The organism is Nonomuraea sp. NEAU-A123, from assembly GCF_018603905.1.
GTDB lineage: Bacteria > Actinomycetota > Actinomycetes > Streptosporangiales > Streptosporangiaceae > Nonomuraea.
On sequence record NZ_JAHFZZ010000005.1, the window covers coordinates 146,472 to 159,379 of the forward strand.

The following is a 12,908-nucleotide window of genomic DNA, read 5'->3' on the forward strand; positions in this document are numbered from 1 at the left end:
CGTGTGCACTAAGTCGGGTTAGTCTCCAGCCGCCTGATTGATCCAGCCGCTCGGGGGACGCCGATGCCCGTAATTCCGCTCGACGATCACCACTGGGCGATCACCACACCCGCCTCCACCTACGTCATCGGCGTGGAGGTCGACCCGCTCACCGGGGAGGCCGCGCCACGGCAGACGTACTGGGGTCCGAGACTCACCCCGGAGGCCGCCCGCCAGGTCACCTGCCTGCCCAAGAGGCACGTCAGCAGCTTCTCCGCGCCCACAGAGATCGAGGAACTGCTGCCGGTGGACGGCGGCGGCCGGTGGGGCTCGCCCTCCCTGCAGGTCACGTTCGGCCACGCGCGCTCGCTGGAGCCGCAGTTCGTCGAGGCGGGCGTCCACGACGAGGGCGGCGGGGCCGAGCGGCTGGACGTCGTGCTGGCCGACGCCTACCACCCGTTCGAAATCGTGCTGTCGGTCCGCGTACGCGACGACACCGACGTCATCGAGCGCTGGACCACCGTCCGATGCGGCTCCTCCGGCGCCGAGGTCGCGATCACCCGGCTGGACTCGGGCAACTGGTTCATCCCCGACGCGGCGGCTTACCGCCACAGCGGCGTCTTCGGCGCGTGGGCCGAGGAGCTGCAGCTCCAGCGTGGGCCGCTGCCGGTCGGTGAGCTGGTCTTCACCAGCCGTCAGGGCGTCACCAGCCACACGGCGAACCCGTGGGTGATGATCGACGCGGGTGCGGCGACCGAGGAGCACGGCGAGGTCTGGGGCGTCGCCCTGGCCTGGAGCGGGAGCTGGCGGCTGACCACCACGCACCGGCCCGAGGGCGGGGTCTGCGTCTCGGGAGGCTTCGGCCACGACGGGGTGCGCTGGACGCTCGCGCCGGGAGAGGAGCTCGTGGCGCCGCCCGTGCTGGGGCTCTACTCCGGCGGCGGGTTCGGCGCGGCCAGCCGGTCCTGGCACGAGTACGCCCGCGGGCACGTGCTGCCCACCCCTCTGGAGGAGCAGCCGGTGCTGTACAACTCGTGGGAGGCGACCGCGTTCGCCGTCACCGAGGCGCACCAGTTGGAGCTGGCCAAGACCGCCGCCGACCTCGGCGTCGAGCTGTTCGTGGTCGACGACGGCTGGTTCGGCGGGCGCGATGACGACACCACCTCGCTGGGTGACTGGCATCCCCACCGTGAGCGCTTCCCCGAGGGGCTGCGCGGCATGTTCGACGGGATCCGCGACCTGGGGATGCGCGCCGGACTGTGGGTGGAGCCGGAGGGTCTCAGCAAGGAGAGCGAGCTCTATCGGGCGCACCCGGAGTGGGCCCTGCACATGGAGCACCGGCGCCGGGACGAGAAACGCCAGCAACTCGTGCTCAACTTCGCCCGCGACGACGTACGCGCGTGGGCGCTCGGCTGGCTCGACCGGCTGGTCACGGAGCTCGGCCTCGACTACCTCAAGTGGGACATGAACCGCCCGTTCACCCAGGCCGGCTGGCCGGAGCGGGAGACGGACCAGGACCGGGTCTGGATCGAGCACACGCGCGGCGTCTACGGGGTGATGGGGCTGCTGCGCGAGCGGCATCCCGGGCTGCGGATCGAGTCCTGCTCGGGCGGCGGTGGGCGGATCGACTTCGGGATCATGCGCTACACCGACGAGGTCTGGCCGTCGGACAACACCGACGCTCACGACCGGCAGACCGTACAGCACGGGTTCTCCCAGCTCTACCCGGCCAGCGCCATGTCGGCCTGGGTCACCGACTCGCCCAACCTGACCACCGGGCGCGCGATGCCGCTGCGCTACCGCTTCCATGTGGCCATGGCCGGCGTGCTGGGCATCGGGGGGAACCTGCCGGAGTGGACCTCCGGCGAGCTGGAGGCGGCGGCCGAGCTGATCGCCCAGTACAAGCGGGTGCGCCCGACCGTGCAGCACGGGCTGCAGTACCGCCTGGCCGGCACGCCGGGGCAGGAGCGCTCGGCGGTGCAGTACGTGCTGGGTGAGCAGGTCGTGGTGTTCGTCTACAACCCGCTCGGCAACGCCAAGCGCGGGCCGCGCCGGCTGCGGCTGACCGGCCTGGACCCGGAGGCGCTGTACGAACTGGAGGCGGACGGCTCCCGCTGGTACGGCGCCACGCTCATGGCCAGTGGCATCCGGCCCGCCGCGTGGGAGCCGATCGGCGCGGACCATCGCAGCGAGATGGTGGTGCTCAGGAAGGTCTAGGAGGCGCCACCGGACGCGCTGACCCGGTGGCGGTCATCGCCGCCGGGCGGTCGTCAGGCGGGCACGGGTTCGAGGCGGAGCTCGCGGACGATCTCCTGGGCGCTCGCGTCCCGGGACGGTCCCGCGTCGGCGCCGATGAACATCTCGATGTAGGCGTGGTGGAAGCACCCCGCCAGCAGCAGCCGGGCGGTGGCCTCCGGGTCGACGGAGGCGGCCACCCGTCCGAGACGCTGCTCGCCCTCCAGGTAGGTGGCCAGCGGGAGGATCTCTCCCATCGGGCCGAGCCCGTGATCGCGTATGGCCTGCCGGAAGCGGACCGTGACCGATGGCGAGGTGAACGCGGGCATCGCCGCGCCCTGCACATCCGTGTAGTAGTCGATGCCCGCTCGCACGATGGGCAGCAGGTTGTCGCCGACGCTGCCTCTGCCGATGCGGTGGGAGAGTTCGTGCAGGATGCTGAGCCACAGCGGGAGCCGGTCCTGCAACAGGGCGAGGAAATGGTCCACGGAGCCGCCGGGGCGGTCCTCCCTGAGGGAGAGGGCCATCTCCAGGATGCGTCGCCGGGTGTCCTGACTCCTCTGGTGCGGGTCTACGTGGGAAGTCGCCATGGTTGGCCTAACGTGCGCGGTCACATGGGTAGGTTCAACGTGGCATTCGCGACCGGAGCCTCTCGACCAACCGGTCCTGGGGTTCCAACTTGATGCAAACTTGTACGGTTCCTGATTATTACTCGAAACTTCCAGAAAATTCGGCAAAAAGGCTTCGAGTCAGCTGTCAGTGTCGCGGTCCCGGCGCCGCAGGTAGCGCTCGAACTCGGCGGCGATCGCGTCTCCGCTGGCCTCGGGCAGCTCGGCGGCGTCCTTGCGCTCCTCGAGCTCCTTGACGTATTCGGCCACCTCGCTGTCCTGGGAGGCGAGCTCGTCCACGCCGTTCTCCCAGGCGCGGGCCTCCTCGTCCAGCTCGCCGAGCGGCATCGGGATCTCCAGCAGGTCTTCAAGGCGGCGCAGCAGTGCCAGCGTGGCCTTGGGATTGGGCGGCTGGGCCACGTAGTGCGGCACCGACGCCCACAGCGAGACGGCGTTGAGGCCGGCCTCGCCGAACGACTGCTGCAGCACGCCCACGATGCCCGTGGGGCCCTCGTAGCGGCTCAGCTCCAGGTGGGTCGAGCGGGCCAGGTCCTCGTCCGTGGCGCTGCCCAGGATCGGCACGGGACGGGTGTGCGGCGAGTCGTTGAGCAGCGCGCCCAGCATCACGGCCAGCTCGACGCCGAGCTCGCGGCAGACCTCGATGATGTCGGCGCAGAACGATCGCCACCGCATGTTGGGCTCGATGCCGCGCAGCAGCACCACGTCGCGCTCGACGCCCGGCGGGCGGGCGTGCAGCAGCCGCGTCGTCGGCCAGATGATCGATCGGGTCAGCCCGTCGCCCATCTCCACGACGGGCCGGGTGACCTGGAAGTCGTAGTAGTCGTCCGGATCCAGCTCGACGAGCGGCTCCGCCTTCCAGGCGGACTCGAGGTGGGCGATCACACCGCTGGATGCCTCGCCGGCGTCGTTCCACCCTTCGAACGCGGCTATGAGCACCGGGTCGACGAGCTCGGGGAGCCTTTCGAACTCGATCACGTGTCGCCTCCTCTCTCCGCTATCCAGCTAAGCCTATGCGGTGAGGAGGCGGTCATGTCACGGAGTAACGACGATCAGGCATCGTCACGGAGTGACCGGTCAGACGCTGTCACGCGGTAACGGGCCGGGCACTGTCAGATCGCCTGTTCGGGCCGCCACCGCCGGGTCAGGCGCTCTCCCGTCAGGTCCTGACGCGGAGTGAGCGGAGGCGGCGGAGCGAAGGGTCAGGAGCGGTCGCCGAGCCGGTCCGCGGCGGCGGCCTGCTCACTCGCCCGCATGCGTACGTACGCGCAGGCCAGGACGAGGGTGGCACCGGTCTCCCCGGCAGGATGGCGTCCGATGAACGCGTCCTGCGGCAGCCGATAAGCTCTACGCCATGAGCAGCTCCCCGTCCTTCCGCGAAGTCTTGTCCCAGCGAGTGATCGTCGCCGACGGGGCGATGGGGACGATGTTGCAGGCCCAGGACCCCACCCTCGACGACTTCGAAGGTCACGAGGGTTGCAACGAGGTGCTGAACGTCACCCGTCCCGACATCGTGCAAGGCGTCCACGACGCCTATTTCGCCGTGGGCGTCGACTGCGTCGAGACCAACACCTTCGGCGCCAACCTGGCGGCCCTGGGCGAGTACGACATCTCCGAGCGGGTCTTCGAATACTCCGAGGCGGGCGCCAGGATCGCGCGCGAGCGGGCCGACCACTGGTCCACGCCCGAGCAGCCGCGTTTCGTGCTCGGCTCGATGGGCCCCGGCACCAAGCTGCCCACGCTGGGCCACCTGCCCTACCACAACCTGCGCGAGTCCTACCGGCAGAATGCGGCGGGCCTGATCGCGGGCGGCGCCGACGCGCTGATCATCGAGACCTGCCAGGACCTGCTCCAGGTCAAGGCCGCCGTCGTCGGCGCCAGGCGGGCCGCGGAGGAGTCGGGCCGCGACGTGCCGATCATCGCCCAGGTGACGATCGAGACCAACGGCGCCATGCTGCTCGGCTCGGAGATCGGCGCCGCGCTGACCGCGATCGAGCCGCTCGGCGTCGACATGATCGGCCTCAACTGCGCCACCGGCCCGGCCGAGATGAGCGAGCACCTGCGCTACCTGGCCCGGCACTCCCGGCTGAAGCTCTCGTGCATGCCCAACGCCGGGCTGCCGGTGCTGACCTCCGACGGCGCGTACTATCCGCTCAGCGCCGGGGAGCTCGCCGACGCGCACGACACCTTCACCCGCGACTACGGCCTGTCGCTGGTCGGCGGTTGCTGCGGCACCACTCCCGAGCACCTGCGCCAGGTCGTCGACCGCGTGCGCGGCAGGCAGACGCCCGCCCGCCGCCCGCACCCCGAGCCGGGCGCGTCCTCGCTCTACCAGACCATCCCGTTCCGCCAGGACACCTCCTACCTGGCGATCGGCGAGCGATGCAACACCAACGGCTCCAAGGCGTTCCGCGAGGCCATGCTCGAAGGCCGCTGGGACGACTGCGTGGAGATGGCGCGCGAGCAGGCTCGCGGCGGCGCCCACCTGCTCGACCTGTGCGTCGACTACGTGGGCCGCGACGGCGTGGCCGACATGAAGGAGCTGGCCTTCCGCCTGGCCACCGCCTCCACGCTGCCGATCATGCTCGACTCGACCGAGTCCGAGGTGCTGCGCGCCGGGCTGGAGATGCTCGGCGGGCGCGCGGTGGTCAACTCGGTCAACTACGAGGACGGGCGCGGCCCCGACTCTCGCTTCCACAAGACGATGACGGCCGTACGCGAGCACGGCGCCGCCGTCGTGGTCATGTGCATCGACGAGAAGGGCCAGGCCCGCACCGCCGCCGAGAAGGTGCGCATCGCGAGCGAGACCATCGACGACCTGGTCGCCAACTGGGGCATGCAGGTGTCCGACATCATCGTCGACTGCCTCACCTTCACCATCGCCACCGGCATGGAGGAGAGCCGCCGCGACGGCCTGGAGACCATCGAGGGCATCCGCGAGCTCAAGCGCCGCTATCCCGACGTGCAGACCACGCTGGGCCTGTCCAACATCTCCTTCGGCATCAACCCGGCCTCGCGCATGGTGCTCAACTCGGTGTTCCTCAACGAGTGCGTCAACGCCGGGCTCGACTCGGCCATCGTGCACGCCTCCAAGATCCTGCCGATGTCGCGCATCCCCGACGAGCAGCGCCAGGTGGCGCTCGACATGGTCTACGACCGCCGCCGCGAGGGCTACGACCCGTTGCAGCGCTTCATCGACATGTTCGAGGGCGTCGACGCCACGGCCATGCGCCAGGGCAGGGCCGAGGAGCTGGCCGCGCTGCCGCTGTGGGAGCGGCTCAAGCGGCGCATCATCGACGGCGAGAAGAAGGGGCTGGAGGCCGACCTCGAAGCCGGTCTGGCGGAGCGGCCCGCCCTCGAGATCATCAACAACGTGCTGCTCGACGGCATGAAGACGGTCGGCGAGCTGTTCGGCTCTGGACAGATGCAGCTGCCGTTCGTGCTGCAGTCGGCCGAGGTGATGAAGACCGCCGTCGCCTACCTCGAACCACACATGGACCGCGTCGAAGGCGAGACCAAGGGCCGCATCGTGCTGGCCACGGTCAAGGGCGACGTGCACGACATCGGCAAGAACCTGGTCGACATCATCCTGTCCAACAACGGCTACCAGGTGGTCAACCTCGGCATCAAGCAGCCGGTCTCCGCGATCCTGGAGGCGGCCGACGAGCAGAAGGCCGACGTCATCGGCATGTCCGGACTTCTGGTGAAATCGACGGTCATCATGAAGGAGAACCTGGAGGAGATGAACTCCCGGGGCATCTCCGACCGCTACCCGGTGCTGCTCGGCGGCGCCGCCCTCACCCGCGCCTACGTCGAGCAGGACCTGGCCGAGCTGTTCGCCGGCGAGGTCCGCTACGCCCGCGACGCCTTCGAGGGGCTGCGGCTCATGGACTCCTTCATGGCCGTCAAACGCGGTGTCGCCGGCGCCACGCTGCCGCCGCTGCGCGAGCGCCGGGTCAAGACCGGCGCCGTCCTGACCCGTACACCGGTCGAGGAGCTGCCCGCCCGCTCCGACGTGGCCGCCGACAACCGGGTGCCGGTGGCGCCCTTCCAGGGTGACCGCATCGTCAAGGGCATCTCGCTGAGCGACTACTCCGCCTTCCTCGACGAGCGGGCGTTGTTCCTCGGGCAGTGGGGCCTCAAGCCCACGCGCGGCGGCGACGGGCCCGGCTATGACGAACTCGTCGAGACCGAGGGACGGCCGCGGCTGCGCATGTGGCTCGACCGCATCCAGACCGAGGGGCTGCTGGAGGCGGCGGTCGTCTACGGCTACTTCCCGTGCGTCAGCGACGGCGATTCGCTGATCATCCTCGACGAGGTCGGAGACGAGCGCACCCGCTTCACCTTCCCGCGCCAGCGCCGCGACCGGCACCTGTGCCTGTCCGACTTCTTCCGCTCGCGCGAGTCGGGCGAGGTGGACGTGGTCGGCTTCCAGATCGCCACGATGGGCGGCAAGATCTCCGAGGCGACGGCCGAGCTGTTCGCCAAGGACGCCTACCGCGACTACCTCGAGCTGCACGGGCTGTCGGTGCAGCTTACGGAGGCGCTGGCCGAATACTGGCACGCCCGGGTCCGCGCCGAGTGGGGGATCGGGGGCGGGGAGTCGCTCGACGACATGCTCAAGGTCAACATCCAGGGCTGCCGCTACTCCTTCGGCTACCCGGCCTGCCCCAACCTCGAGGACCAGGTGCAGCTGTTCCAGCTCCTGGACCCGGAGCGGATCGGGGTCACGCTGTCGGAGGAGTTCCAGCTCCACCCGGAGCAGGCCACCTCGGCCCTGGTGGCCCACCACCCGGAGGCGAAGTACTTCAACGTCTGACCGGACCCGCACCATTTCGCCGGGACGGCCTCCCGGACTCTCCGGACACCTGATCGGGAGGCCTCCAGGCCATGCGTGGGCGCCCGTTGGGTGGTGCCGCGGCGTGGCGAGGGAGCTTGCTGGGCAGCGGTCCCGGCGTGGTGGCAGGGATGCCCGTTTACGAGATCCCCGGGCCATACGTGGGCGGCGTCGGGGCGTGGCGAGGGCGCTTATCGCGGCGGTGTCCTGGCGTGGTGAGGGTGCCTGCTGCGGAGGGGGCCGGCGTGGCAGGGATGCCCGTTCGCCAGGCCTCAGGCCATGTGAGCGTGGCGGCTGTGGAGGACTCCTGGCGAGGTGGGGGGTACCGGCTCGGTGAGGTCTCTAGGCGCTGGTCGGGCGTTTGTCCGGCCTCGATTTCGGCCTCGTGTTCGCGCACGCCCGGGTGCCCCGGCGTCGGCGATCTTCTCGTCGGCGGTGAGAATGGCCTGACGGGGTGCCGTCGCGGTGCCGTACGCGAACCGATCGGGGGAATGCATGGAAGCCGTCTTCTTCGACATGGACGGGTTGCTGGTCGACAGCGAGAAGGTGTGGCTGGAGGTCGAGACCGGGGTGATGGCGCGCCTCGGCGCCGAGTGGACACCCGAACACCAGGTGCACCTCGTCGGCGGCTCCATGGAACGCACCGTCGACTACATGCTCGCCGTCTCGGGCTCGTCCGTCACGCCGGAGGACCTGCGCGAGTGGATGATCGACGGCATGGTGGCCCGCCTGGTGGACGGTGTGCGGATGATGCCCGGCGCCTCCGAACTGCTCGACGCCGTACGCGAGGAAGGCATCCCGGTCGCGCTGGTGACCTCGTCGCTCAGGGAGATCGCCGACGCGGTCCTCAAGGCGGTCGGCCGTGACCGGTTCGACGCCATCGTGACTGCCGACGACGTCACCCGCACCAAGCCCGACCCCGAGCCGTACCTGACGGCCGCCGTGCTGCTGGACGTCGAGCCGGTGCGCTGCGTCGTCCTGGAGGACTCGCCCAACGGCGTCGCCGCCGCCACGGCAGCGGGTTGCGCGGTCGTGGCGGTCCCCAGCCTCCTGCCCATCGACCCGGCCCCCGGCCGCCTGGTGGTCCCCTCGCTGACCGAGGTCACGGTCTCCACGCTGCGCGCGTTGATCCACTGACTGCCATGGCCGACGACCTGGCGAAACAGAACAATCGCACGTAACGGCGCCCGGCCACGTGCGGGGTCAGAGGCCGTATTCCTGGAGGCCCTCAGCCCCGTTCGGCGGGTGGCGGGTGCCCCGTGCTTGCCGTACAAAAAAGAAAAGCCCTGAGCAGCACAAGGGAACCTGGCCGCACAAGGGAACCCTGACGAACAAGAGAACCCTGACGAACAAGGGAACCTCACTGCACAAGGGAACCTTGACGCACAACAGAACCCTGAGCGGCACAAATGCACCTGGCCGCACATGAGAAACCAGCGACACGAAAGCAGGACCTCTAAGGACCTCTAAGGACACCCCTAGGGGTGGGGGCGGTACTTGGGGAGGAGGGCGGGGCGGGGTGGGCGTGTCAGGATGGGAGCGTAGTCAATAACAGAGGGGCGGCGGAATGACTTTCGATCAGATCGCGTGGTTGCCGCTGTGCGCCGGTGTGACCATCGCGGGATTGGTGCTCAGCTTCCTGACCTTCCGGCGCAGAGGCGCGGCGGCCGGCATGAGAGTGGCCGCCTGGGCGCTGCTGCCCGTGGCCGCCTACCTGACCGGTGCGCTGCAGGCGCTGTGGACCATCGGCACCACCGTGGTGGGCTTCGTCACGAGCCTGATCTTCAATCCGGTCGTCTGGTCGGGCGTCGCGGTGACAGGTCTGGCCGTGGTGCTGTTCGTGGTGTCCGGGTTCATGCGCGGCCGGAAGCTGCGGTTGGCGCGGGGCGAGAAGCCGGGCAAGGGCGCGGAGGCGCCGGCCGCGTCCCAGCAACGTCCCGTGACGGGGCAGAAGGCCGGGCCGGCAGCGGGCCAGCCTGCAGGAAAGCCCGCCGTTACGGCGGCCAAGAAGAACAACGACGACGACTTCTCCGACATCGAGGATATTCTCAAGCGCAGGGGCATCAGCTAGTCCGAGGTGTGTCACAGTTCCGAGACTTAACCGGGACTACCTGTAGACATTCACTGCAAGATCGATACGAATGAGTTTCGCGTCAATCACAGTTAAGCCACATCGGGCCCTGAGGGACTGGTCATACCAGCTCAGGCCATAGATTCTGCCTCCTGAGGCCGCGACTCGCGACTTCACCAGCGCGGCGCACTAACCTGATCGGGACCGCGCCCACACGGACGACGTCGTCTGGAATCCAGGGGGCTATTGGCATGACCGCACCGCTCGATGTTCCGGGCTCGGCGATAGAAGCCGGACCGGAAACCGTTCTGGAGGGCGCGGACTCCTCAGTCATCCGAGGGCGTTCCCTTGGTCAGATCGCATGGATGCGGCTGAAGCGCGACAAGATCGCGATGATCGGCGGGATCGTCATCGTCGTGCTGATCCTTGTCGCCATCTTCGCGCCGCTGCTGGTGTCGTGGCTCGGTCACCCACCGGCGGAATGGCACCGGGAGAAGATCGACCCGGCCATCCAGGCGCCGCTCGGCACGTTCGGCGGCATCAGCAAGGACTTCCTGTTCGGGGTCGAGCCCACCACGGGCCGCGACCTGTTCAGCCGGGTCCTCTACGGCGCGCGCATCTCGCTGCTCATCGCGTTCTTCGCGACGCTGCTCTGCGTGGTGCTCGGCGCCGTGTTCGGCATGATCGCCGGTTTCTTCGGCGGCTGGGTCGACACGGTCATCAGCCGGCTCATGGACATCTTCCTCGCCTTCCCGCTGCTGGTGTTCGCGCTGGCGCTCGGCGGGGTGATCCCCGACAAGGCGTTCGGGATGTCCGGTGACACGCTGAGGATCAGCCTGCTCGTGTTCATCATCGGCTTTTTCAACTGGCCCTACATAGGGCGTATTATTCGAGGTCAGACGCTGTCTCTGCGTGAGCGGGAGTTCGTCGACGCCTCCAGGAGCCTGGGCGCGCGCAACCATGTGATCTTGTTCAAGGAGATCCTGCCGAACCTGCTGGCCCCGATCCTGGTCTATTCGACGCTGCTCATCCCGTCGAACATCCTGTTCGAGGCCGCGTTGTCCTTCCTCGGCGTGGGTGTGCGGCCGCCGACCCCGACGTGGGGAGGCATGTTGGCTGAGGCGGTCCACAACTACGACGTGGCGCCCAACTTCATGCTCTTCCCCGGTCTCGCGATCTTCGTCACCGTGCTGGCGTTCAACCTGCTCGGTGACGGCCTGAGGGACGCCTTCGATCCCAAGGCTCGATGACCTCGTGAGTTATCCGCAATTTCTGTACTCCTAGATACAAGGGGTGTGTCAGGTCGATGAAGATAAGATCCACGGCGTCGGCGGTCGCGATCACCGCTGCTCTTGCCCTGGTCGTCTCCGCGTGTGGTGGCGGTGGCGGCTCTACCAAGAAGAACGGCGGTGACACCGCCGAGGCCCCCGCCAGCCAGTACAACGCTGGAGTGACGCAGGTCGTCAACCCGTCCACCAAGACGGGTGGCACGCTGCACATGGGCATGCCGGGAGACTTCGACTCCGTTGACCCCGGCGACCAGTACTACGGCTACTCGTGGAACTTCTCCCGGCTCTACACTCGCGCGCTGACCATGTTCAAGCCGGTGCCGGGCGAGGAGGGCCTCAAGCTCGTCGGTGACCTGGCCGAGGACCTTGGCAAGTCCAGCGACGGCGGCAAGACCTGGACGTACAAGCTGCGCGCGGGGGTGAAGTTCGAGGACGGCACCCCGGTGACGTCCAAGGACGTGAAGTACGCCGTGGCCCGCTCGCTGGACAAGGAGATCCTGCCCAGCGGCCCGACCTACTTCAACGACTGGCTCGACAACGGTGACTACACCGGCCCGTACAAGATGAAGGACAAGCTCGACTCCTGGAAGGGCGTCGAAACGCCCGACGACCAGACCATCGTCTTCCATCTGAAGAAGGCCTACGGCGGCTTCGACTACTTCGCCATGCTCCCGTCGACGGCTCCGGTGCCGGCGGCCAAGGACACGGGCACCAAGTACAAGGAGCACCCGGTCTCGACCGGTCCGTACATGTTCAAGGCCCACGAGCTCGGCAAGCGCATCGAGCTGGTCAAGAACCCGAACTGGGACGCGGCGACCGACCCCAACCGCAAGCAGCTCAACGACTCGGTCGAGGTGCTGCTCGGTCAGAACGAGGACGACCTCGACCAGCGCCTGCTCTCGGGCAAGATCGACATCAAGATCAACAGCACCGGTGTCGGGGCCAACGCCCGTAAGACCCTGCTGACCGACCCCAAGGTCAAGCAGTACGCCGACTCCGCGCCGCTCGACCGCACCTGGTTCACCAACCTCAACGCGGACGTGCCGCCGCTGGACAACATCCACTGCCGCAAGGCCGTGATGTACGCGGCGGACCGCTCCGCGATCCAGGGCGCCTACGGCGGTCCCGACGCCGGCGGCGAGATCGCCCTCAGCCTCATGCCGTCGAAGATGACCGGTTACGAGAAGAACGACCTGTACGGCGTCGAGGCCAACCCCGGCGGCGACGTGACCAAGGCGAAGGAAGAGCTGACGGCCTGCGGCAAGCCCGACGGCTTCAGCACCACCATCTCCTTCCGCGTCGAGCGCGCGGCGGAGAAGCAGACCGCCGAGTCGCTGCAGCAGTCGCTCGGCCGCGTCGGCATCAAGCTGGAGGTCAAGGGTTACCCGCAGGGTGACTACTTCAAGCTGTACGCCGGCAAGCCCGACTTCGCCAAGAAGAACGGCCTGGGCCTCATGGTCTACGGCTGGGGCGCCGACTACCCCGAGGGCTTCGGCTTCTTCCAGCAGATCGTCGACAGCCGGGTCATCCGTGCCGCGGGCAACACCAACCTCGGCGTGAAGGACCCGGAGATCGACAAGCTGGTCGACCAGGCCGCGGCGGAGCAGGATGCCACCAAGCGCAACGCGATCTGGGCCTCGGTCGACAAGAAGGTCAGCGACGACGCGTTCATCCTGCCCTACGTCTGGGCGCACGGCCTGTTCTACCGGCCGCCGACGCTGAAGAACGCCTTCGTCAGCCAGAACTTCGGGATGTACGAGTTCCTGACGCTCAGCACCCAGTAACCCGGTCCGGGAAAACCTCCGGAACGTTCGTCGAAAGCAGGTGAAGGCTTCGGCGGCCGGGCCCACAAGGCCCGGCCGCCATAGCCG

At 68.4% G+C, this 12,908-nt stretch carries 8 protein-coding genes; 6 read left to right on the forward strand and 2 right to left on the reverse strand.

Annotated features, from left to right (window positions below; all coding sequences use genetic code 11):
* The first annotated feature begins 63 nt into the window (after window positions 1-63).
* The gene (locus KLK06_RS16405; protein WP_214636336.1) at window positions 64-2,196 is read left to right on the forward strand and encodes an alpha-galactosidase; all 2,133 of its coding nucleotides are present in this window, start codon (window positions 64-66) and stop codon (window positions 2,194-2,196) included.
* 53 nt (window positions 2,197-2,249) lie between these two features.
* Here the strand turns inward: KLK06_RS16405 and KLK06_RS16410 are convergent, their stop codons facing one another.
* Both KLK06_RS16410 and KLK06_RS16415 read right to left on the reverse strand, forming a co-directional pair.
* The gene (locus KLK06_RS16410) at window positions 2,250-2,741 is read right to left on the reverse strand and encodes a hypothetical protein (protein WP_214636337.1); all 492 of its coding nucleotides are present in this window, start codon (window positions 2,739-2,741) and stop codon (window positions 2,250-2,252) included.
* A gap of 222 nt (window positions 2,742-2,963) precedes the next feature.
* Window positions 2,964-3,818, reverse strand: a complete 855-nt coding sequence (locus KLK06_RS16415; protein ID WP_214636338.1) for a PAC2 family protein — start codon at window positions 3,816-3,818, stop codon at window positions 2,964-2,966.
* 376 nt (window positions 3,819-4,194) lie between these two features.
* Between KLK06_RS16415 and metH the strand changes: the two genes are divergently transcribed.
* From metH to KLK06_RS16440, 5 genes are all read left to right on the forward strand, one after another.
* The gene (gene metH / locus KLK06_RS16420) at window positions 4,195-7,659 is read left to right on the forward strand and encodes a methionine synthase (protein WP_214636339.1); all 3,465 of its coding nucleotides are present in this window, start codon (window positions 4,195-4,197) and stop codon (window positions 7,657-7,659) included.
* A gap of 513 nt (window positions 7,660-8,172) precedes the next feature.
* On the forward strand, window positions 8,173-8,814 hold the full coding sequence (locus KLK06_RS16425) for an HAD family phosphatase (protein WP_214636340.1): 642 nt from the start codon (window positions 8,173-8,175) through the stop codon (window positions 8,812-8,814).
* 430 nt (window positions 8,815-9,244) lie between these two features.
* Window positions 9,245-9,748, forward strand: a complete 504-nt coding sequence (locus KLK06_RS16430; protein WP_214636341.1) for a cellulose synthase — start codon at window positions 9,245-9,247, stop codon at window positions 9,746-9,748.
* A gap of 251 nt (window positions 9,749-9,999) precedes the next feature.
* On the forward strand, window positions 10,000-10,998 hold the full coding sequence (locus tag KLK06_RS16435; protein WP_214636342.1) for an ABC transporter permease: 999 nt from the start codon (window positions 10,000-10,002) through the stop codon (window positions 10,996-10,998).
* 56 nt (window positions 10,999-11,054) lie between these two features.
* Window positions 11,055-12,821 carry an ABC transporter substrate-binding protein gene (locus tag KLK06_RS16440; protein ID WP_214636343.1) on the forward strand — a complete coding sequence of 589 codons (1,767 nt, stop codon included), beginning with the start codon at window positions 11,055-11,057 and terminating at the stop codon, window positions 12,819-12,821.
* Window positions 12,822-12,908: the final 87 nt, after the last annotated feature.

Excerpts from the sequence above, each read along its gene's own strand:
- KLK06_RS16405 (WP_214636336.1), top strand. The coding sequence starts at position 64 with ATGCCCGTAATTCCGCTCGACGATCACCACTGGGCGATCACCACACCC.
- KLK06_RS16410 (WP_214636337.1), bottom strand. The coding sequence starts at position 2,741 with ATGGCCCTCTCCCTCAGGGAGGACCGCCCCGGCGGCTCCGTGGACCAT.
- metH (WP_214636339.1), top strand. The coding sequence starts at position 4,195 with ATGAGCAGCTCCCCGTCCTTCCGCGAAGTCTTGTCCCAGCGAGTGATC.
- KLK06_RS16425 (WP_214636340.1), top strand. The coding sequence starts at position 8,173 with ATGGAAGCCGTCTTCTTCGACATGGACGGGTTGCTGGTCGACAGCGAG.
- KLK06_RS16430 (WP_214636341.1), top strand. The coding sequence starts at position 9,245 with ATGACTTTCGATCAGATCGCGTGGTTGCCGCTGTGCGCCGGTGTGACC.
- KLK06_RS16435 (WP_214636342.1), top strand. The coding sequence starts at position 10,000 with ATGACCGCACCGCTCGATGTTCCGGGCTCGGCGATAGAAGCCGGACCG.
- KLK06_RS16440 (WP_214636343.1), top strand. The coding sequence starts at position 11,055 with ATGAAGATAAGATCCACGGCGTCGGCGGTCGCGATCACCGCTGCTCTT.